General features: G+C 62.6%; 19 protein-coding genes. 11 read left to right on the top strand and 8 right to left on the bottom strand.

The annotated features are described in order from the left end of the window. Nucleotides 1–13: 13 nt before the first annotated feature. Together treS and glgB are read left to right on the top strand one after the other, a co-directional pair. Complete coding sequence (gene treS, locus BM216_RS08220; RefSeq protein ID WP_092998486.1) at nucleotides 14–3,316, top strand: maltose alpha-D-glucosyltransferase; 3,303 nt, start codon at nucleotides 14–16, stop codon at nucleotides 3,314–3,316. Then, nucleotides 3,313–5,520: a 1,4-alpha-glucan branching protein GlgB gene (gene glgB, locus BM216_RS08225; RefSeq protein WP_092997732.1), complete on the top strand. Its 2,208-nt coding sequence runs from the start codon at nucleotides 3,313–3,315 to the stop codon at nucleotides 5,518–5,520. The genes treS and glgB overlap by 4 nt, the downstream gene beginning before the upstream one ends. On the opposite strand, the gene BM216_RS08230 is transcribed toward glgB, so the two are convergent. Next, entirely contained in the window at nucleotides 5,521–6,714 is a 1,194-nt protein-coding gene (locus tag BM216_RS08230; protein ID WP_092997735.1) for a winged helix-turn-helix domain-containing protein, read from the bottom strand. 109 nt (nucleotides 6,715–6,823) lie between these two features. Between BM216_RS08230 and BM216_RS08235 the strand changes: the two genes are divergently transcribed. From BM216_RS08235 to BM216_RS08245, 3 genes are read left to right on the top strand one after another with little or no spacing between them, the layout of a single operon-like run. Next, the gene (locus BM216_RS08235) at nucleotides 6,824–7,510 is read left to right on the top strand and encodes an energy-coupling factor ABC transporter ATP-binding protein (RefSeq protein WP_092997738.1); all 687 of its coding nucleotides are present in this window, start codon (nucleotides 6,824–6,826) and stop codon (nucleotides 7,508–7,510) included. Then, nucleotides 7,510–8,115 (top strand): energy-coupling factor transporter transmembrane component T family protein, encoded by a 606-nt coding sequence (locus BM216_RS08240; protein WP_092997741.1) that lies wholly within the window; start codon nucleotides 7,510–7,512, stop codon nucleotides 8,113–8,115. Before BM216_RS08235 ends, BM216_RS08240 begins: the two co-directional genes overlap by 1 nt. Before the next feature lie 30 nt (nucleotides 8,116–8,145). After that, nucleotides 8,146–8,709 (top strand): biotin transporter BioY, encoded by a 564-nt coding sequence (locus BM216_RS08245; protein WP_092997744.1) that lies wholly within the window; start codon nucleotides 8,146–8,148, stop codon nucleotides 8,707–8,709. Nucleotides 8,710–8,719: 10 nt separating this feature from the next. On the opposite strand, the gene BM216_RS08250 is transcribed toward BM216_RS08245, so the two are convergent. Further along, complete coding sequence (locus tag BM216_RS08250; protein ID WP_177230737.1) at nucleotides 8,720–9,118, bottom strand: acyl-CoA thioesterase; 399 nt, start codon at nucleotides 9,116–9,118, stop codon at nucleotides 8,720–8,722. A 141-nt stretch (nucleotides 9,119–9,259) separates the two neighbouring features. Between BM216_RS08250 and BM216_RS08255 the strand changes: the two genes are divergently transcribed. The 3 genes from BM216_RS08255 (at nucleotide 9,260) to BM216_RS08265 (ending at nucleotide 11,736) form a co-directional block, all read left to right on the top strand. Then, the gene (locus BM216_RS08255; protein WP_092997752.1) at nucleotides 9,260–10,192 is read left to right on the top strand and encodes a histone deacetylase family protein; all 933 of its coding nucleotides are present in this window, start codon (nucleotides 9,260–9,262) and stop codon (nucleotides 10,190–10,192) included. Between the two features lie 5 nt (nucleotides 10,193–10,197). Further along, entirely contained in the window at nucleotides 10,198–10,464 is a 267-nt protein-coding gene (locus BM216_RS08260) for an exodeoxyribonuclease VII small subunit (protein WP_092998488.1), read from the top strand. A gap of 204 nt (nucleotides 10,465–10,668) precedes the next feature. Further along, the gene (locus tag BM216_RS08265) at nucleotides 10,669–11,736 is read left to right on the top strand and encodes a hypothetical protein (RefSeq protein ID WP_143102754.1); all 1,068 of its coding nucleotides are present in this window, start codon (nucleotides 10,669–10,671) and stop codon (nucleotides 11,734–11,736) included. 15 nt (nucleotides 11,737–11,751) lie between these two features. Here BM216_RS08265 and BM216_RS08270 read toward each other — a convergent pair whose 3' ends face one another. Next, nucleotides 11,752–12,102 carry an HVO_A0114 family putative DNA-binding protein gene (locus BM216_RS08270; protein ID WP_092997758.1) on the bottom strand — a complete coding sequence of 117 codons (351 nt, stop codon included), beginning with the start codon at nucleotides 12,100–12,102 and terminating at the stop codon, nucleotides 11,752–11,754. Further along, a complete protein-coding gene (locus BM216_RS08275; RefSeq protein ID WP_177230738.1) occupies nucleotides 12,099–12,389 on the bottom strand; it encodes a toxin-antitoxin system TumE family protein in 291 nt (96 codons plus the stop codon). Before BM216_RS08275 ends, BM216_RS08270 begins: the two co-directional genes overlap by 4 nt. Before the next feature lie 289 nt (nucleotides 12,390–12,678). On the opposite strand from BM216_RS08275, the gene dxs reads away from it, so the two are divergent. Then, nucleotides 12,679–14,598 carry a 1-deoxy-D-xylulose-5-phosphate synthase gene (dxs, locus tag BM216_RS08280; protein ID WP_092998490.1) on the top strand — a complete coding sequence of 640 codons (1,920 nt, stop codon included), beginning with the start codon at nucleotides 12,679–12,681 and terminating at the stop codon, nucleotides 14,596–14,598. Nucleotides 14,599–14,610: 12 nt separating this feature from the next. Here the strand turns inward: dxs and BM216_RS08285 are convergent, their stop codons facing one another. Then, the gene (locus BM216_RS08285) at nucleotides 14,611–15,195 is read right to left on the bottom strand and encodes a YceI family protein (RefSeq protein ID WP_092997764.1); all 585 of its coding nucleotides are present in this window, start codon (nucleotides 15,193–15,195) and stop codon (nucleotides 14,611–14,613) included. Nucleotide 15,196: 1 nt separating this feature from the next. Further along, a complete protein-coding gene (locus tag BM216_RS08290) occupies nucleotides 15,197–15,781 on the bottom strand; it encodes a cytochrome b (protein WP_092997767.1) in 585 nt (194 codons plus the stop codon). Between the two features lie 274 nt (nucleotides 15,782–16,055). On the opposite strand from BM216_RS08290, the gene BM216_RS08295 reads away from it, so the two are divergent. Both BM216_RS08295 and BM216_RS08300 read left to right on the top strand, forming a co-directional pair. After that, nucleotides 16,056–16,844, top strand: coding sequence for a TlyA family RNA methyltransferase (locus BM216_RS08295; protein WP_092998492.1), 789 nt, complete (start codon nucleotides 16,056–16,058; stop codon nucleotides 16,842–16,844). Beyond that, nucleotides 16,841–18,085: a class I SAM-dependent RNA methyltransferase gene (locus BM216_RS08300; RefSeq protein ID WP_092997770.1), complete on the top strand. Its 1,245-nt coding sequence runs from the start codon at nucleotides 16,841–16,843 to the stop codon at nucleotides 18,083–18,085. Before BM216_RS08295 ends, BM216_RS08300 begins: the two co-directional genes overlap by 4 nt. An 11-nt stretch (nucleotides 18,086–18,096) precedes the next feature. Here BM216_RS08300 and BM216_RS08305 read toward each other — a convergent pair whose 3' ends face one another. Then, a complete protein-coding gene (locus BM216_RS08305; RefSeq protein WP_092998494.1) occupies nucleotides 18,097–18,852 on the bottom strand; it encodes a crotonase/enoyl-CoA hydratase family protein in 756 nt (251 codons plus the stop codon). Between the two features lie 10 nt (nucleotides 18,853–18,862). Beyond that, nucleotides 18,863–20,653: an acyl-CoA dehydrogenase family protein gene (locus tag BM216_RS08310; protein ID WP_092997771.1), complete on the bottom strand. Its 1,791-nt coding sequence runs from the start codon at nucleotides 20,651–20,653 to the stop codon at nucleotides 18,863–18,865. Nucleotides 20,654–20,691 lie beyond the last annotated feature (38 nt).

Consider the following 20,691-nt stretch of genomic DNA (forward strand, 5'->3'; position numbering starts at 1 on the left):
CGCCGTGGACTTCATGACCAACAGCCTGACGGATCAACTGGGCCAGCAACAGTCACAGGGTGACGATCCGCTGTGGTACAAGGATGCGATTATCTACCAGTTGCATGTGAAGTCGTTTCACGATGCAAACGGCGACGGGATCGGCGACTTCAAGGGCCTGCACGAGAAGCTCGATCATATCGCCTCGCTCGGCGCCAATGCGATCTGGCTCCTGCCCTTCTTCCCCTCGCCGCGACGCGATGACGGCTATGACATCGCCGACTACGGCAATGTCAGCCCCGACTACGGCACGATGGAGGAGTTCCGCGCCTTCGTGGATGCAGCTCACGAGCGCGGGATCCGGGTTATCATCGAGCTCGTCATCAACCACACGTCTGACCAGCATCCCTGGTTCCAGCGCGCCCGCCATGCGCCGCCCGGTTCGCCGGAGCGGGATTTCTACGTCTGGTCCGACACCGACCAGAAATTCCCCGAAACCCGCATCATCTTCCTCGATACGGAAAAGTCGAACTGGACCTGGGATCCGGTGGCCGGCGCCTATTACTGGCATCGTTTCTATTCGCACCAGCCGGACCTCAACTTCGACAATCCACAGGTGCTAGACGAGCTGCTGCAGGTCATGCGCTTCTGGGCCGATACCGGCATCGACGGGTTCCGGCTCGACGCGATCCCCTATCTGATCGAGCGTGAAGGCACCAACAATGAGAACCTGCCGGAAACCCACGTGATCCTGAAAAAAATCAGGGCAGCGCTCGACCTCAGCCATCCTGGCAAGATGCTTCTGGCAGAAGCGAACCAATGGCCGGAGGATACGAGCGAATATTTTGGCGACGGCGACGAATGCAACATGGCGTTTCACTTTCCGCTGATGCCGCGCATGTACATGGCGATCGCCAAGGAAGACCGTTTCCCTATCACGGACATCATGCGCCAGACACCGGAAATTCCGGAAAATAGCCAGTGGGCGATCTTCCTTCGCAACCACGACGAGCTGACGCTGGAAATGGTGACCGACGAGGAACGCGACTACCTGTGGAACACATATGCCGCCGATCGGCGCGCGCGCATCAATCTCGGTATCCGCCGACGCCTTGCGCCGCTGATGGAGCGCGACCGCCGCCGCATCGAACTGATGAACGCGCTGCTTCTCTCGATGCCCGGCACGCCCGTTCTCTATTACGGCGACGAGATCGGCATGGGCGACAACATCTACCTTGGAGACCGTGACGGCGTGCGCACGCCGATGCAGTGGTCACCGGACCGCAATGGCGGCTTCTCCAAGGCCGATCCTGCCCGGCTGGTGCTGCCGCCAGTGATGGACCCGCTCTATGGCTATGAGGCGGTCAATGTCGAGGCTCAGGGAGCGGATGCCCATTCGCTCCTGAACTGGACCCGGCGCATGCTGGCGCTGCGCAACCGGCACCCCGCCTTCGGCCGCGGCTCGCTGCGGTTCCTGACACCCGGCAACCGCAAGATCATGGCCTATCTGCGTGAATATGACGGCGAGACCATCCTCTGCGTCGCCAATCTCTCGCGCCTGCCCCAGGCCGTCGAACTCGATCTGTCGCAGTTTGAAGGCTCTGTGCCGATCGAGCTGACCGGCATGTCGCCCTTCCCGCCGATCGGCCAGCTGACCTATCTGCTGACGCTGCCTCCCTATGGCTTCTTCTGGTTCCAGCTGTCGCATGAATCCGATGGCCCGAGCTGGCGCAAGGCACCGCCCGAGCAGGTGCAGGACATGGTGACGATGGTGGTTCGTCGCGACCTGCAGGAACTGATCGACCAGCCGAAGCTGGCGGACACGATGTCGAAGGAAGTGCTGCCTGGCTATCTGACCATGCGGCGCTGGTTCGGCTCCAAGGGCCAGATCCTCAACCATGCCTCGCTGATCTCGGCAACGCCGCTACCCTTCGCCAACAACATCCTGCTCGGCGAGCTGGAGGCGGATGTGGCCGGACGGATGGACAGCTACCTGCTGCCGCTGGCCGTCTCCTGGGACGACAGTCTGCCGACGGCGCTGGCCCAGCAGCTCGCCATGGCGCGGCTGCGACAGGGACGGCGCGTCGGTTTCCTGACCGACGGCTTTGCCCATGAAGGGTTTGCGCGGGCGATCCTGCGCGGATTGTCGGAACGGGCGGTGATTACCGGTCGGACGGGTGCGCTGGAATTCATCGGCACCGATCATCTCGACAAGCTGGAGATTACCGACGACCTGCCGGTGCACTGGCTGTCGGCCGAACAGTCCAACAGCTCGCTGATTGTTGGCGATGTCGCCATGGTGAAGTTGATCAGGCACATCTTCCCCGGCATCCACCCGGAAGTGGAAATGACCCGGCATCTGACCAAGGTAGGTTACAGGAACACGGCGCAGCTGCTCGGCGAAGTAGCGCGCACTGGGCCGGATGGCACCCGCCACACGCTGATCATCGTGCAGAAGGCGATCCGCAATCAAGGCGATGCCTGGAACTGGATGCTCGGCAACCTGCGCCGCTCGATCGACGAGATCGTCGTCACTGGGCTGGAGGACGATGCGGCAGACGATCACTTCAAGCCGCTTGTCGATTTCGCCGCCACGATCGGTACGCGTCTCGGCGAATTGCATGTGGCACTCGCCGAAAACACCGATGACGAAGCCTTCAAGCCCGAATGGGGGACGAAGGAAGACGTTGCGGCGGCGCGACGGGCCGTGGCCGACCAGATCAGCCAGAGCCTGACCGTTCTGGAAGGCACAGTGGGCGGTCTCGAAGGCGAGCTTGCCGAGATCGCCAAATCGCTGATTGCCCGGCGCGACGAACTGACCGAACTTGCCGGACGCCTGACCGAGGCCACCGGCGGCACGCTGAAGACGCGCCATCATGGCGATTTCCATCTCGGCCAGATCCTGGTTGCCGAAAGCGACGCCTATATCATCGACTTCGAGGGAGAACCGACGCGGACGCTTGTCGAAAGGCGGGCAAAGACCAATCCTCTGCGCGACGTCGCAGGGCTGCTGAGGTCGCTGAGCTATCTTGCGGCCGCAGCCGACATGGACCGGGAGGTGGTGAGCGAGGTGGACGACATCCGTCATCGCAAGCTGATCACCCGCTTCATCGAACTGGCCGAGCCGGCCTTCCTCGGCGCCTATTTCACGGCTGTCGAAAAGTCCGACGCACTGATGCAGTCGAACGAGAACCGCGACCGGGTGCTCGACCTCTTCCTGCTCGAAAAGGCTGCCTATGAGGTGGCTTACGAAGTCCGTAGCCGGCCGCACTGGCTACCCCTACCGCTTGCCGGCTTCTCGGCGATCGCCTCACGACTATTGGAGACTGACCGATGAGATATGAGCGTGCAGACCTGATGACCGGCATGGTTCAGGAGGGGCTGCAGGCCCTAGTCGACGGCCGCCACGGCGATCCATTCTCCATTCTGGGTCGCCACCAGTATGGCGACCTGACCGTCGTCCGCGTGCTGCTGCCGGGCGCGCTCTCCGTCTCGGTGATCGAGAGCGAGACCGGTCGAGTGATGGCGGAGCTGGAATCGATCCATGACGCTGGCATTTTCGCGGGCCTCGTCTCCAGCCCGGCGCCCTATCGTCTGCGCATCGAATGGCCGGATGCGATGCAGGAGACGGAAGATCCGTACTCCTTTCAACCGCTGCTCGGCGATCTCGACCTGCATCTGATCAGCCAGGGCACCCATTACGAACTCGGCCGTACGCTCGGCGCCATCCCGACGGATGTCGACGGCGTCGAGGGCGTGCGTTTCTCCGTCTGGGCGCCGAACGCGCGCCGGGTTTCGGTCGTCGGCGATTTCAACGCCTGGGACGGACGGCGCAACCCGATGCGGCTTCGCCCGCAGGCGGGCATATGGGAGCTGTTCATTCCCCGCCTTACCCATGGCGAGCGCTACAAGTTCGAACTGCTAGATGCCTACGGTAATCTTCTCCCACAGCGCGCAGATCCGGTGGCGCGCTCTTCTGAGGCAGCGCCTTCGACCGCGTCCATCGTCGCCTCGTCGAAACCCTTCCGCTGGAACGATGCCGACTGGATGGAGCGTCAGGCACGGGATCGCAGCCGCGAAGGCGCGATGTCGGTTTATGAGGTGCATCTCGGTTCCTGGATTCGTATTTCCGAGGAGGACAACCGCTCGCTCGACTGGGTGGAGCTCAGCCAGCGGCTGATCCCCTATGCGCAGAACCTCGGATTTACCCATATCGAAATGCTGCCGATCATGGAGCATCCCTTCGGCGGCTCCTGGGGCTACCAGCCACTCGGCCTGTTCGCGCCGACCGGGCGCTACGGCACGCCGGAGGATTTCGCCTATTTCGTTGATCGCTGCCACCAAGCGGGGATCGGCGTCATTCTGGACTGGGTGCCGGCGCATTTCCCGACAGATGTCTGGGGTCTCGCCCGCTTCGATGGTACGGCGCTGTACGAGCATGCCGATCCGCGTGAAGGCTTCCACAAGGACTGGAACACGCTGATCTACAATCTCGGCCGCAACGAGGTGAAAGGGTTTATCATCGCCTCGGCGCTCGAATGGCTGCAGCATTTCCATATCGATGCCCTGCGCGTCGACGCTGTCGCTTCCATGCTTTACCGCGACTACAGCCGCAACGAGGGCGAATGGATCCCCAACCAGTATGGCGGTCGGGAAAACCTGGAGTCGGTCGAATTCTTCAAGCACCTGAACAGCATCATCCACGACCGCTGCCCGCATGCCTTCACCGTGGCGGAAGAATCGACCGCCTGGCCGGGCGTGACCAAGAAGCCGGAAGACGGCGGCCTCGGCTTCGACTTCAAGTGGAACATGGGCTGGATGCACGACACGCTGCATTACATCTCGGAGGATCCGGTCTACCGCAAATACCAGCATGGCGGCATGACCTTCGGGATGATCTATGCCTATTCCGAGCGCTTCATGCTGCCGATATCCCATGACGAAGTGGTGCACGGCAAAGGCTCGCTGCTCGGCAAGATGCCGGGCGACGCGTGGCAGAAACTTGCAAATCTGCGCGCCTATTACGGCTTCATGTGGGGACATCCCGGCAAGAAGCTGTTGTTCATGGGCTCAGAAATCGGCCAGGAGACCGAATGGAACCATGACGGCTCCGTCACCTGGGACCTGCTCGACCGGCCGGAACATGCCGGCATGCAGTTCCTGATCCGCGATCTCAACCGGATCTATGCCGCCGAACCGGCGCTGCAGTTCAGCGACCTCTACCCGGAAGGCTTCCAATGGGCAGTCGCCGACGACGCGGAAAACTCCGTCTATGGCATGCTGCGGTCGTCGCAGGACCGGTCGACCCATGTCCTTGTCATGTCGAACATGACACCCGTGCCGCGCTACGGCTACCGAGTCGGCGTGCCGGATGAAGGTCGCTGGGAAGTGGTGCTGAACACGGACGCGTCGATCTATGGCGGGTCGAATTTCGGCCAGATGGATGCCTGGGCGCAACGCTCGCCGGAGCATGGCAAGCCGTTCTCGATCGCGCTGGACCTCCCGGCGCTGTCTACGGTGTTCCTGCGGTGGCGGGGGTAGTCACTCCCCTCGCCATCCCGGCTGATAGACCACGGCATCGACGCCCGCGAAGCGGGCCACGCGCTGCAATTCCGCGTCGAGCTTTTCCAACCTGCCGGCGGATGCCCGCACGCCCTTTTCCAGCCAGAGCCGCTTAACGTCGAGCAGGCCCGCCTTGCGGTCGGCCTTCATGTCGATGCGGCCGATCATTCGGTCGCCTTCTAGCAGCGGGAAAACATAATAGCCGTATTGCCGCTTCGGTTCGGGCACGAAGACTTCGATACGGTAGAAGAAGTTGAACAGGCGCTCGGCCCGGTCGCGGTTGCGCAGGAGCGGATCGAAGGGGCTCAATACGCGGACGCGTGCCGGTGGTTCGGGAATGTCGCCGAGATTGGCGGGGAAGCCAAGAAAGGCGAAGGAGGCTCGCGGCCGGCTGCCGTCGGCCGTTTCGATCAGCACTTCCGTTAATTCATCCCGGTGGCTCGCCACCCAGGCCTTTGCTTCCTCCGGCGTGACGATGTCCCAGAAGGCGGCAAGTTCACCTGATGTCGCGAAACCGAGTTTCGTCATGGCGCTGCGGCAGGCCCAGTCGACGAATTCTTCGTGTTCCACTTCCGGTTCATGATGATGGGATGCGATGACGCGTTCCGTGAGATCATAGATCTTCTGGAAATTCACCCGCCCGGCGATCGCAAGCTTGCCCGTGTGCCAGTAATATTCGAGCGCCGTCTTGTTCGGATGCCAGTTCCACCAACCGCCGGACTTGTGATCCTCCACCTTCATGTCACGGGACATGATGGCGCCGTTCTCGGCGATATGCCGGAACGTATCGTCGAAGGCGGAATCAAAACCCTCGCCATGCCACTTGCGCCAGCGCTCCGCCAGAATGGGTTCGCGGCGACGGAAGCGGTGCTTCCAGTAACGGAAGAGGCGCGAAGGAATGATGGACGCGTCATGCGTCCAGTGTTCGAAAAGCTCACCGTCCTTTTCCAGAAGTGCCGTCAGGTGTTCCCGCCGATACGTCTGGTTGCGGGAAAACAGGATCATGTGATGGGCCCGTTCCACCGTGGCGATACTGTCGACCTGGACGAAGCCGAGATCGTCGATCAGCTGCAGGAGGTCGGCCTTGGGCAACGCACGCCCCGGCGGCTGCGACAACTGCTGCCGTTCGAGGAAGATGCGCCGGGCCTGATCATTCGAGATGAGAATCGCCATGGGGTGAAGAGTATGGTGCCCTTACAACCTTTTCAACGTTCTTGTTTGGTTCCGAATTTCCTTCCCGCTCCGAGCGGTCTATAGACGCTGCGATAATTGAGGGCACCGCTTGGACATTCGTTTCGACAAGGTCGAGGTTCGTTTCGAAGGCCGCACGGTCATTCATCCTTTGACCGTAACGCTGACCGAGCGGCGTATCGGCATCATCGGCCTGAACGGTTCCGGCAAGACCACGTTCGCGCGGATGATCAACGGTCTCGTCAAGCCGTCCGCCGGCCGGGTGACGGTCAACGGCTTCGATACGGTGTCGGCCGAGAACGATGCACGACAGCAGAGCGGCTTCATCTTCCAGAACCCGCAGAACCAGATCATCCTGCCGATCCTGCGCGAAGATATCGCACTCGGACTGAAGTCGCGGAAACTGCCGAAGGCCAATGTGGCGGCTGCGGTAAACGCCGTGCTCGATCGCTTCGAGATCGGTCATCTTGCCGATCGACGGGCGCATGAACTCTCCGGTGGCGAACTGCAGCTTGCCGCACTCGCCTCCGTGCTGGTGACCGAGCCTAAAATCCTTGTGATGGATGAGCCGACCAACCAGCTTGACCTGAGGAACCGCAATCTTGTCGAGCGCACGATCCAGACGCTGCCGGAAGATGTCATCGTCATCAGCCACGACCTGGATCTCATCACCGGCTTCGATCGAGTGCTGATGTTCCGCGAGGGGCGGATCGAAGCCGACGGCGCACCCGGCGAGGTGATCGGCCGGTATCGCGCCCTCAACGGAGCGGAAGCATGATGCGCTCGCTGCATGTCGATGGCGACAGCTTTCTCCATCGGCTTCAGCCGGGCGTGAAGCTCACGGCGCTGGCGATCGTCAGCCTCTGCCTGTTCACGATCCAGACCCCCGCAGTGCTCGCCATCGCAGCCATCATCGGCCTCGCCGGGCACTGCATGCTGCGAATCAGCCCGCGGCAGATCTGGCTTCGATTGCGTCCGTTTGCGCTGATCGTTGTCGTGGTTGCGCTGTTTACTGCCATTCTGAACAGCCCCGGTGAAGGCCTGACCGCATTTTTTCGGCTAGCAGCCTTGGCGCTTTTTGCCAGCCTCGTCACCGCGACGACCACGACCGGTGATTTCATCGACGTCATCACCAGAGCCGCCTTGCCGCTGGAACGGATCGGGTTGGTCAGAGCGCAGGATGTCGGACTTTCGATCGGGCTCGTCATCCGCTTCGTGCCGGAAATCGTCAGCCGCTACGAAGCGATCCGCGACGCGCACCACGCGCGTGGGTTGAAATTGAACCCGATCTCTGTTGCCGTTCCACTGATCATCACGACGCTTCGAAGCGCCGACGAAATCGCATCCGCCATTGACGCCCGCGGCATCCGCCGCCAGAAGTGACAGAGGCTCAGCCTTAAGGGATCGGAAACCATGTCTACACGCGACCTCGTTCTGTCAGCGCTCTTTGCCGCCATCATCGTGGCTCTCGGCCTGGTTCCGCCGATCATGCTGGGCTTCATTCCGGTGCCCATCACGGCACAGTCCCTCGGCGTCATGCTGGCCGGCGTCGTGCTCGGCGCCAAGCGCGGCATGATTTCCGTGCTTCTCGTCCTCGTGCTGGCCGCCATCGGCCTTCCGGTTCTGTCCGGCGGCCGCGGCGGTCTTGCCGTCTTCATGGCACCGACCACCGGCTACCTGATCGGCTGGGTATTTACCGCGCTGATTACCGGCTATCTTTCTCAGGTGATGGTCGGTCGCGACCAGTCGGGCCTCGTACAGACGGTCAACTTCTTCATCGCCGCGCTCTGCGGCGGCGTGGTCGTCCTTTACGGCTTCGGCATCGTCTATCTGGCGCTCGTTACCGGCATGGGCTTCACCCAGGCTTTTCTCGGCTCGATGGCATTCATCCCCGGAGACGTCATCAAGGCGCTGATCGCGGCTCTCGCCGGCCGCGCCGTGATGGTCGGCTATCCGCTTCTGCCGCAGCGGGCTTGAGCAAGAACACCTAGTCGAGGAACTTGTAGAGCCAGTCGCGAAGGTCTTCCGGGAGCGAGATCGACGCACCGGTCTCCGCGTCGACCGCGACCCAGACGATCTCGACCTCTGCCACGGAGTCCGCACCGCGGGTCATGCGCACCAGAAAGCCGGCGGACTTGCCGCCGATCTTGCTGACGCCGACATGCATGTGAACGGCATCGCCCATCTGCAGCGGGATGTGGAATGTGCCGGCGACCTTGCCGATGGTGAAGCGCGGATCACTATCCTGCGATTTGCGGCGGCGCCAGAAATCGGCGACCGCCTCTTCCGCCCTGTCGATATAGACCGAGCGGAACATCTGCCCGTTCCTGTCCACATCGCGAAATGCGACGCGAAATTCCGATACCTTGATCGTGTCCTTGACCACGTTTCCCCCTGATCGATCGTCCCCCGACACCGCTTCTTTCCCGGCCGAAGGCATCGCAGGCAAGAGTGGCGCTTGAAAAGATAACGCATATGCGCCATGTCGTCAGCTATCCCGATGATAGGCCACAGGACGGGCACGCGTATGACAACCCGCCTCTACGAGCACAAGATCTTCCTCGAGCACAACACACCGGAAGGCCATCCCGAACGGGCCGACCGGCTGCGTTCGCTGGCGATCGCGCTCGAACATCCGAACTTCGAAAAACTCGATCGCAAGCAGGCGCCCCAGGCCAATGAAGACGCTGTGCTGCTTGCCCATCCGGAAGAGCATCTGCGCTGGGTGATGAGCCGTATTCCGGAAGAGGACGAGATCCGGCAGATCGAGTCCGACACCTATACGAGCCCGAAGAGCCTGCAGGCGGCGCTGACCGGCATCGGCGGAGCGATGGCCGCCGTCGACGACGTGCTCACCGGCAAGGTCGACAACGCCTTCGTCGCAGCCCGACCGCCGGGCCACCACGCGGAAAAATCGAAGGCGATGGGCTTCTGTCTGTTCAACAATGCCGCGATCGCTGCGCGCCATGCCCAGCAGGTTTATGGCGTCGAGCGTGTCGCGATCGTCGACTGGGACGTGCATCACGGCAACGGCACCCAGGACATCTTCTGGGACGATCCGTCCGTGCTGTTCTGTTCGACCCACCAGATGCCGCTTTATCCCGGCACCGGCGCCAAGGACGAGACGGGCGCGAAGAACACCATCGTCAACGCGCCGCTTTCGCCCAACGACGGCAGCGAGCATTTTCGCGAAGCGTTCAAGGACAGGGTGCTGCCGCGCCTCCAGGATTTCCGACCGGATTTCATCATCATCTCCGCCGGCTTCGACGCCCATCACCGCGATCCGCTGGCGCAGATCAATCTCGTCGGCGACGATTTCGACTGGGCAACGGGCCGGCTCATGGAAATTGCTGGGAAATACGCCAACAACCGGGTCGTCAGCCTGCTCGAGGGCGGCTATGATCTGGAAGGGCTGGCGGAATCCGCCGGCATGCATATCTGCAGACTGATGAAGGGATGAAGGACATGACCGAAACCGCACGGGAGCCGGATGGGCAGATCGATGTGAGCGGCTATTCCTTCGAAAAGGCCGTGGCGGAGCTGGAAAGCATTGTCGCCCGACTGGAACGTGGCGACGTGGCGCTCGACGAATCCATCGCGATCTACGAGCGCGGCGAAGCGCTGAAGAAGCATTGCGAGAAGCTTTTGACCGCCGCCGAAAACCGCATCGAGAAGATCCGTCTCGACCGCGCCGGCAAGCCCCAGGGCATCGAACCGCTCGACGCCGAATAACATCTTCGGCGCGTATCATCGGTCTGCGCCGGAAAGGGCCAGACCGCTCAAATGCCAAGAATTATCTTGAATTGCGGTTCATCCGTTTGTCTTAGTTGTCGGATTAGCGTTAGCTAACCAAGGATTCGATAACGAACCTGGTTCTCGAGACATGGCGGGATTATGGGTCAGATACGCCCTTTGGCAGAAACGGACATCCCGGCAGTGGCCGCCCTTTTTCAAAGGGCGTTCCGGCGGACGGACAGGGCGGCATCCGATGCCCTCGTCGAATGCCTCCACCGCCTCTACGTAGACCATCCGCTCAGCCATGAAAGCCTTCCCTGTTTCGTGCATGAAAGCACGATCGGCATTTCCGGCTTCGTCGGACGCCACCGCCTGCCGATGAGGCTGGCGGACCGCGAGGTGAACGGCGCGCTGTTCAGCACGATCATGGCCGACCATCGCGCCGGCGACCCGCTGATCGGGCCGAAACTTCTGAAAGCAGCCCTCACCGGTCCGCAGGATTTTTCCTTTACCGAGACGGCGAGTGACGTGTCGCTTGCCATGGGCCAACGGCTCGGGAGCAGTGGTCTTGCCTCCTACAGCCTGAACTGGATCCGGATTATCCGGCCGGCGCAGTGGCTCGCCGACCGTGCTGCACGGCGCTACCGCGCGCTCGGCCTCCTGAAAGGCCTGGCCGGAGCGGGCGACGACATGCTGCGAAGGCGCATTCGTCCCGACAGGCAGAGATGGCTTGGCTATGCCCGGAAGAAGGCGGGCAAGGCAGCAACGGTGCAGGAGATCGATCACGACGCGTTCGCGGCATTGTTCATAGAACTGTCGGACCGGTTCACGCTTCGGCCGCGCTGGGACGCGCCGCAGCTATCGACGCTGACCATGGAAGCGATCCTCAAGCAGGATTTCGGGCCTGCCTTCCTGGCTTCCGTTTCGGATCACCGCGGCAAGCCGATCGGCTGCTTCTTCTATCATCTGAGGCTACGTTCGACCGCACGCGTGCTCCAGCTTGTCGCCGCTCCCGGCGGCGAAGGCGCCGTCATCGATGCGCTGATCGCCCATGCCGCCGACCGCGGCGCCGCCGCCGTCATCGGCCGAACAGAGCCATACCTGATGGAAGCAATGCTCGGCCGCCGCATCGGCTTCACCAACACGGCCTCAAGCATGATCAACACCCGCGACGGCGAGATCAGGGCCGCGGTCGATACCGGCGCCGCCATGCTTAACGGCCTTGTTGGCGAACAGTGGAGCCGGCTGATCGGCAACCATTTCGACTAGATTCAGCCGGATAGTCTACAAAGCGATGATCGTGCGGATTTCGTCGTAGTCTGCATGAAGGCCGGTCTCGTTCTGCTCGATCAGTCCTGCCCGACCCAGGATTTCGACATCCTCGTGGACACGGCGATAATCCCTTCCAAGCGAGCGCGCCAGAGCCGCCACGCTCACCTGTGGATTGGCGTGAAGGTACCGCAATAGTTCCAGCCGCTTGGCGGTCATCGTGCTGGAAAACGCATCCCAGGCGACGAAGGTCAGATGTTCCTGCCCGGCCACATCGCCCTGCTCCGCGCGATGCCAAGCATCCGCCACCCGCTCGGCAACCTCATCGAAAGAGCCACCGATATGCAACTCGATATCCTTGCTCATATCCGTTCTCCTCTCAAAGTCTCGACATCAGACCGGAAGTCGGCAAGCAATTGCTCGATCGACCGGAAACGATAGAGTTCTTCACGATCGCCATAATGGCGATGATCTCCCTTGCCACGCTCATTGTCGTAACAGATCAGTCTCTCGCCTGGCCGGCCATAGAACAACGAATATTTCAGAAAATGCCCGGACGGCGGTACGCTTTCAGCAAGACGCCAGATCCGGATTTCCAGGATGGCACCGTCGCTGTAGAGAATGCGCTCGCGGACAACCAACTCGGCCTTCATCCGGAAAATATGTCATTGAGCGCCATATGGCGTCAAGCGACATATGCGGAACGGTTGTTAAACGTTGGGAATCTGCGATAGCGTGCCTCACCGGCCGTTTCGCCATCTTGCCGGGTGACGAAGAGGAGTTCGTTCCCCTGCCCGCTCCGCAGGTAGCGCCTCCCTGACCCCTTGCCCGACAGCTAAAATCGATTAGAAACCGTCTCTCATAAAACTTGAAAAAGCCTGTTTCCTGCTCATGTTGTGCGGTAACGTGCTTTTAGAAAACAAGAAGAGAAAGCCAGCCTCCGTGACATCCCTCCCCGAGACGCCGCTGCTCGACACCGTCAAGCTTCCCCAAGATCTGCGCAAGGTCGAAGACAAGGACCTGACGCAGCTCGCCCGCGAAGTGCGCGACGAGATGATCGACGCGGTGTCGAAAACGGGCGGACATCTCGGCGCCGGTCTAGGCGTGGTGGAACTTACCATCGCTATCCACAAGGTTTTCAACACACCGGACGACCGGCTGATCTTCGATGTCGGCCACCAGTGTTATCCGCACAAGATCCTGACCGGTCGGCGCGAACGCATCCGCACGCTGCGCCAGGAAGACGGTCTCTCAGGCTTCACCCGCCGGGCGGAAAGCGAATACGACCCCTTCGGCGCGGCGCATTCCTCGACCTCGATCTCGGCCGGCCTCGGCATGGCCGTCGGTTCGGATCTCGACGGTTCCAAGCGCAACGTCATTGCCGTCATCGGCGACGGCGCGATGTCGGCCGGCATGGCCTATGAGGCGCTCAACAATGCCGGCGCGCTCGATGCGCGGCTCATCGTCATCCTCAACGACAACGACATGTCGATCGCCCCGCCGACGGGCGCGATGAGCGCCTATCTGGCGCGACTTGCCTCCGGCCGGACCTATATGGGCTTCCGCGAGATGGGCAAGAAATTGACCGGTTATCTCGGCAAGAATATCGACCGTGCGATCACCCGCGCCGTCGAACATGCCCGCGGGTACGTCACTGGCGGCACGATGTTCGAGGAAATGGGCTTCTACCATATCGGCCCGATCGACGGTCACTCCTTCGAGCATCTCCTACCGGTGCTGCGCAATGTGCGCGACAACGCCCAGGGGCCGGTGCTGATCCATGTCGTCACCCAGAAGGGCAAGGGCTATCCCCCTGCAGAAGCCGCAGCTGACAAGTATCACGGCGTCAACAAGTTCGACGTCATTACCGGCGCGCAGGCGAAAGCCAAGCCGAACGCCCCCTCCTACACGAGCGTGTTCGGCGATGCGCTGGTGCAGGAAGCCGGCTTCGACGAGAAGATCGTCGGCATCACGGCCGCCATGCCCAACGGCACCGGCCTCGACAAGCTGCAGCTCGCCTTTCCGAACCGCACCTTCGATGTCGGCATTGCCGAACAGCATGCGGTGACCTTTGCGGCCGGGCTTGCGACCGAAGGCTTCAAGCCGTTCTGCGCGCTCTATTCCACCTTCCTGCAGCGCGGATACGACCAGGTCGTGCATGATGTCGCGATCCAGGGCCTGCCGGTTCGTTTCCCGATCGACCGTGCCGGCTTCGTCGGCGCCGACGGGCCGACCCATGCCGGTTCGTTCGACACGACCTTCCTCGCCGCCCTGCCGGGCATGGTGGTGATGGCAGCCTCCGACGAGGCGGAGCTTAAGCACATGGTCCGCACTGCCGCCGCCTATGACGACGGCCCGATCTCCTTCCGCTACCCGCGCGGCGAAGGTGTCGGCGTCGAATTGCCTGAGCGCGGCGAAATCCTGCAGATCGGCAAGGGCCGCATCGTCAAGGAAGGCTCCAAGGTAGCACTCCTCTCCTTCGGCACGCGCCTGAAGGACTGTCTGACGGCTGCGGAAGATCTGGAAGCTGCCGGCCTGTCGACGACAGTTGCCGACGCCCGATTTGCCAAACCGCTCGACCACGACCTGATCCGCCAGCTTGCCCGCCACCACGAGGTGCTGATCACCATCGAGGAAGGCGCGGTCGGCGGCTTCGGCAGCCATGTGCTGCAGTTCCTCTCCACCGAAGGCCTGCTCGACCACGGGCTGAAGGTCCGCTCGCTGGCTCTGCCGGATATCTGGATGGAACAGGCATCACCCGACGTCATGTATGCCAAGGCAGGCCTCGACCGCGCCGGCATCGTCAAGACGGTGTTCGGAGCACTCGGCAAGACCGTGATCGGCGTGGGTGCTGCTGGCTGATCGCGCGCAAACTCAGTTGCGCTGCCCCTCGATCATCATGTCGAACTGCACGACGTTAGAATAGATCGGCGTTCCGACATCCATCGCGTAGCGAGAGCGCAGGATCCTGCCGCTGACGTTGAAGGCGATCTTTCCGCCGTTCCAGGAGGTCAGCTTCACGTCGAAAACTTCCGGCCCGCTATGGCCCTTGGCGGTCAGCGTGCCGGAAATGCGGGCAGTGTCGGTGCCGGTCTTCTGGACGCTGCTGGAGCGGAACGAGATCGTCTCAAATTCGCTCGAATCGAAAACGGCGGGCGAGCGCAGGAAATTGTCGATGCGACCCTGGCCGGTACTGACGCTTTGCGGCTTGAGCTCGAAGCTGACGACCGAATGGGACAGGTCGCCCGACTTCAGGTTGAACGTGCCGGCGAACTGCCCGAACCGGCCCCTGATGCCACCGCCGCCGATCTGGTCGACGGCAAAGCCGATCGTGGACGCTCCGGTGATCCTGTAGCGGCCCGCAACCTCGGCCAGATCAGGGGCCGCGCCTGCTGTTCTGCCGGGCTGAGGTGCCGACAGCGCAAGAAGAGCGGCAATCAGAACTGTCCTGTAGGTCATGTCAGTATCCTCCGATGGTCGTCTTGGCCGCGCGTTTGCGCGTGCCGAGCATGCGCGTCAGCACGTCGTCGCGACGACGGTAGTGGTGATAGAGCGCAGCTGCCGAATGGAGCAGCACGAACGCAAGCAGCGTGTAGGCGAGATAGGCATGGACCGATGTCCACCATGCTTCCGCGGCATCGGACTTTTCGACCGGCAGATGCGGCATGACGAAGAGGTTGAAGACGAAGGTCGGTATCTCGAGCGGCGAGACGGACGCGATCATCCATCCGGCGAAGGGAATAAGAACAGCCAGCAGCATCAGCAGATGGTGCATGGCGCGGGCGATGCGGTGTTCTGCAGGCGTGATGCCCGCAACGGGCCGGGCATGGACCCATGCCAGCGAGTGAACCAGCCTTATCGCGGCCAGAAGCAATGCCAGCATGCCGAAGGACTTGTGCCACTGGAATAGCGAGAACTGCAGGCCGGGGTCGATCGATGGCCGCGTCATGACAAACCCTAAGGCGATGAGACCGACGATGAGAACAGCGATTGCCCAGTGCAGAATGATCGTGATCGCATCATAGCGATCCACCGTGCGTTTCATGAAAGCCCTCCCGGCCTTGGGTGAAGCCGATCGAAACCCGGTATCCGGCGATCGCTCAGGCCGATAACAACTACAGGGTCGATCCTATTCGTTGGGTAGAGCGCATTCCGACGTCACAACTGCGTAATTCAGTTTCAACTGAAAGACAGGCGGCTGCGGTGCATGGTCATGCGCCCCGAGAGGCGATCGCGCCGGCGGAATGTCGCTCGCGTCGGCCTCACCGCGGAGAGGAAAAGCTTGCATCGCGCCTCTTCCGCAGGCATTGACGTCCACCATGTCCAAAACCACAGAAAACCAGCGTCTCGACCAGCTTCTGGTCTCGCTCGACCTCTTTGCGAGCCGCGCTCGCGCCCGTGACGCCGTGGCGCGCGGAACCGTCACCGTCAACGGCAAGGTGGTTACCAAGCCGAGCCTGACCTTTCCGGCCGATGCGACCATCAGCATCGATGATCCGGCGCAGGATTACGTGTCGCGCGCTGCGCTGAAACTGGTCGCGGCGCTCGACCACTTCAAGCTTGATCCGGCCGGCCACGAATGTCTCGATATCGGCGCCTCGACCGGCGGCTTCACCGAAGTCCTGATCATGCGCGGCGCCGAGCACGTCACCTCCATCGATGTGGGTCACGGGCAGATGCATCCGCGGCTGATCGACGACGAGCGCGTCACCAATATCGAGGGCCTGAACGCGCGCTACCTCGAGGCCGACGACTATGACGATCGCCCGATCACCTTCATCGTGTCCGATGTCTCGTTCATCTCGCTGAAGCTGGCGCTTGCTCCCGCGCTCGATCTTGCCGAACCGAAGGCGCTCTGCGTGCTGCTGGTCAAGCCGCAGTTCGAGGCCGGCCGCGACGCGATCAGCAAAGCCGGGCTTTTGAAGGAACCGGAAACGGCACCGGCGGTGGCCGCCGAACTGGAACGATGGCTCGTCGAGGACATGGGGTGGGTCAGCCTCGGCCTGATCCCCTCGCCGATCGACGGCGGCGACGGCAACAAGGAATTCCTGCTGGCCGGTCGCAAGCCCGAGAATGCCGACCTTGACGACGCCGAGGACGACGAATGAGCACGGTCACCGTCACGATCGACCGGCTGGGCGCCCAGGGCCACGGCATTGCCGATGGCGAGGACGGTCCGGTCTATGTGCCCCACGCGCTGCCCGGCGAAGTGATTGCAATTGCCCGCAACGGCGATCACGGCACGGTCATGTCGACCTCCAACCCTTCCCCGGACCGGATAGAGCCGGTCTGTCGGCATTTCGATCCCGATCGCGATGCCTGCGGCGGCTGTTCGCTGCAACATCTGGCAGCCCCCGCCTATCTGGCCTTCAAGCGCGGACTGGTCGTCGATGCGCTGAAGTCGCGCGGCCTGACGCCCGAGGTCGGCGATGTGATTGCCTGCCATCCGGGTGAGCGCCGCCGCACCACGTTCTCGGTGCGCAAGACCGAGAAGGAACTGCTGCTCGGCTTCAATCGCGCCGAGACCAACCATATCGTCTCCATCGAGGAATGTCCCATCGCCTCGCCCGGCATCGTGGCGAGGCTTCCCGCAATCCGCACCGTCGCGGCTGCGCTGGCGGTCGGCTCGGAAACCTTCCGGCTTACCGTGCTGGAGACGCTGTCCGGTCTGGACCTTGCAGCCGAAGGATTGAAAAAGCTCGAGGACAAGCAGCGCCGCAGCGTTACAGAGGCTGTCCTGTCGCTCAAGGGGATTGCGCGCGTATCCGTCAATGGCGAAGTCGTTCTCGAGCCGGTGAAGCCGATGATCGATTTCGGCGGTGTGCAGGTATCGCCGCCCTCCGGCGCCTTCACCCAGGCGACCAAGCCTGCGGAAGACGCGATGGCGGAGCTGGTCCTTACGCATCTCGGCAAGGCGAAGCGCGTCATCGACTTGTTTTCCGGATCCGGCACCTTCTCGCTGCGGATAGCCCGCAAGGCGAAAGTGCATGCGGTCGAGGGCGAGGACAAGGCGATAAAGGCGCTCGACGCCGCTGCCCGCAACACGCAGGGTCTCAAGCCGGTAACCGTGGAAAAGCGCGATTTGTATCGCCGGCCCATGACGGCGCAGGAGCTTAAGGTCTATGACGCCGCAGTCTTCGATCCGCCACGCGCCGGCGCCGAAGTGCAGGTGAAGGAAATCGCCCGCTCCGGCATCAAGACCATCGCCGCGGTCAGCTGCAACCCCGCTACGCTGGCGCGGGATCTGAGGATCCTCGTCGATGCCGGATACCGCATCCAGTCGGTCACGCCGATCGACCAGTTCCTGTGGTCGACCCATGTCGAGGCGGTGGCGCTACTGACGAAGTAAACCGGCGGCCGCTATCGCCGCATGAAGGCCTCGAAGGCGGCGCGGGCTTCAGCGCTTTTCAGCCGCGTCGAGAAATGAACCAGCTCCTCGTCCATCCGGGCGAGGATTTCGTCGCGCGGACCGCGGACGAGATCGCGGGCGATCTTCAGCGCCTGCGGTGGTTTTTTGGCAAGAGTGGCGGCCACCGCCAGCGTTTCGGCCTTCACAGCGTCCGGCTCGACCACCTTCCAGACAAGCCCTGCCTCAAGGGCCGCCTCGGCCGAGAAGCCCTCGCCGGCGACCAGAAGTGCGAATGCCCGTTGGTGGCCCATGACCCGCGGCGCGAGCAGGCTGGAGGCCGCTTCCGGTACCAGCGCCAGATCGACGAAAGGCGTCCTGAACATGCTGCGGTTCGAAGCCACTGTCATGTCGCAATGGAGGTTGAGTGTCGTCCCTATGCCGATCGCAAGGCCATCGACGCCAGAGACGAGCGGCTTTTCGGCAAGGGCCAGCGCCTTGATGAAGACGGCAGCGGCCGGCGCTTCCGTCGTGCCCGACATGGCGTGAGCGAGAAAATCGCCCATGTCGTTGCCGGCCGAGAAGCAGCCCTCGGTGCCGAGAAAGACGACCGCCCTCAACGCCTCGTCGGTATTGGCCTCTTCAAGCGCTGCCGTCATGCGGTGATACATGGCGGCCGTGATGGCGTTCTTCTTTTCCGGCCGGTTGAAGCGAATGACCATGACGCCCGGATAGGCTTCGGGGCGCTCGACGATGATGTGTTCGGTCACGGTTAAGTCCTCAATCCAGAACAGCGCGAGCTGCGGCGAGGCTCGCACTTCCAGCGATGACCCGGTCCTTCAGCGCAGAGGTTTCGGCGAGCAGGTTTTCGGCCATGAAGCGGCAGAGGCTGGCGCGCTTGTCGCCCTCTCCGTTATCGACCGCGACGAGGCCGCCCTTGGCGAGATAGGTTCCGGTGAGGACGAGACCGAAGAGCCGTTGATAGGGCGTGGCACCGGCCAGCGCGTCGGCCGCGCGGCCCTCGGCCTGCGCTTCCAGAAGCCAGGCGGTGGCACTCTCCAGCGCGGTGATGGCGGCGCGCAGGCGAATGCCGGTCTCGCCGAAGGCATCATCGTTGCGGGCGGCGACTTCCTCCGCCACGTCCTTCAGCTCGGCGATGAGACCGCGAACCTGATCGCCATTCGACAGTGGCAGCTTGCGGGTGACGAGGTCGATCGCCTGGATGCCGTTGGTGCCCTCGTAGATCGGCGCGATCCGGGCATCGCGCAGGTAACGCGCCGCGCCCGTCTCCTCGATGAAGCCCATGCCGCCATGGACCTGGATGCCGAGAGAGGCAACTTCGACGCCGATATCGGTCGAGAAGGATTTTGCGATCGGCGTCAGCAGCGCAGCGCGCTCGGCCCAGTGGCGGGCGGTCTCGCCCTCCGTGTGATGGGACATGTCGGTGGCGTAGGCGCAGGCGTAGCAGATGGCGCGCGCCCCTTGCGTCAGCGCCCTCATGGTCAGCAGCATCTGGGCGACATCCGGGTGGTCGATGATCGGGCTCATCGAATTCCCAGTTTCGGCAGACCATCCCGGCGCCTTGCCCTGGGTTCGCTCCCTGGCGTAGGCGATCGCCTTCTGGGTGGCGGCCTCGGCAATCGCGACGCCCTGGATGCCGACGGCAAGGCGGGCATTGTTCATCATCGTGAACATGCAGGCGAGGCCCTTGTTTTCCTCGCCGACCAGATAGCCAACCGCACCGTTCTCCGTGCCAAACTTGCCGTCGCCATAGATCATCGTGCAGGTCGGCGAACCGTGGATGCCGAGCTTGTGCTCTATCGAGTGACAGAACACGTCGTTGCGTTCGCCGAGCGACCCATCCTCATTCACCAGGAATTTCGGCACGAGGAAGAGCGAGATGCCGCGCGTGCCGGCCGGCGCATCGGGCAGACGCGCGAGAACCAGATGGATGATGTTGTCGGCCGCATCGTGCTCGCCCCAGGTGATGAATATCTTCTGGCCGAAAATGCGGTAGCTGCCGTCGTCGCTGCGCTCGGCGCGGCTCTTCAGCACGCCGAGATCCGAACCGGCATGGGGCTCGGTCAGGTTCATCGTGCCGGTCCACTCGCCGGAGACCGTCTTTTCCAGATAGGTCGCCTTCAGCGCCTCAGAGCCGTGGGTGGCCAGCGCATCGATCGCGCCCATGGTCAGCGTCGGCGCCAGCGCAAACGCCATGGAGGCGGAGTTCCACATTTCCAGCGTCGCGACATTCAGCATATGCGGCAGGTTCTGGCCGCCATAGGCCTCCGGCGCGGTCAGCCCGTTCCAGCCGCCTTCCCGCCAATGACGGTAGAGTTCGACCCAGCCGGCCGGCGTCGTCACCACGCCATCGGCAAGCGTCGCGCCTTCGCGGTCACCGCTTTCGCCGAGCGGCGCCATTTCGCCGGAGGCAAAGCGTCCCGCCTCTTCAAGGATCGCATCGACCAGATCGCCGCTCAGGTCGCCGAAGCGTCCTTCCTCGAGCGCAGAGCCCAGGCCGGCGATATGGTTCAGGGTGAAGGCAATCTCCTCCACGGGGGCGCTGTACATGTGATCCTCCTCATCAGCCGTGCAGCCTGCCATTGCGG

The sequence above is a fragment of the Rhizobium sp. NFR07 genome (genome assembly GCF_900111905.1).
Taxonomy (GTDB): Bacteria; Pseudomonadota; Alphaproteobacteria; order Rhizobiales; family Rhizobiaceae; genus Neorhizobium.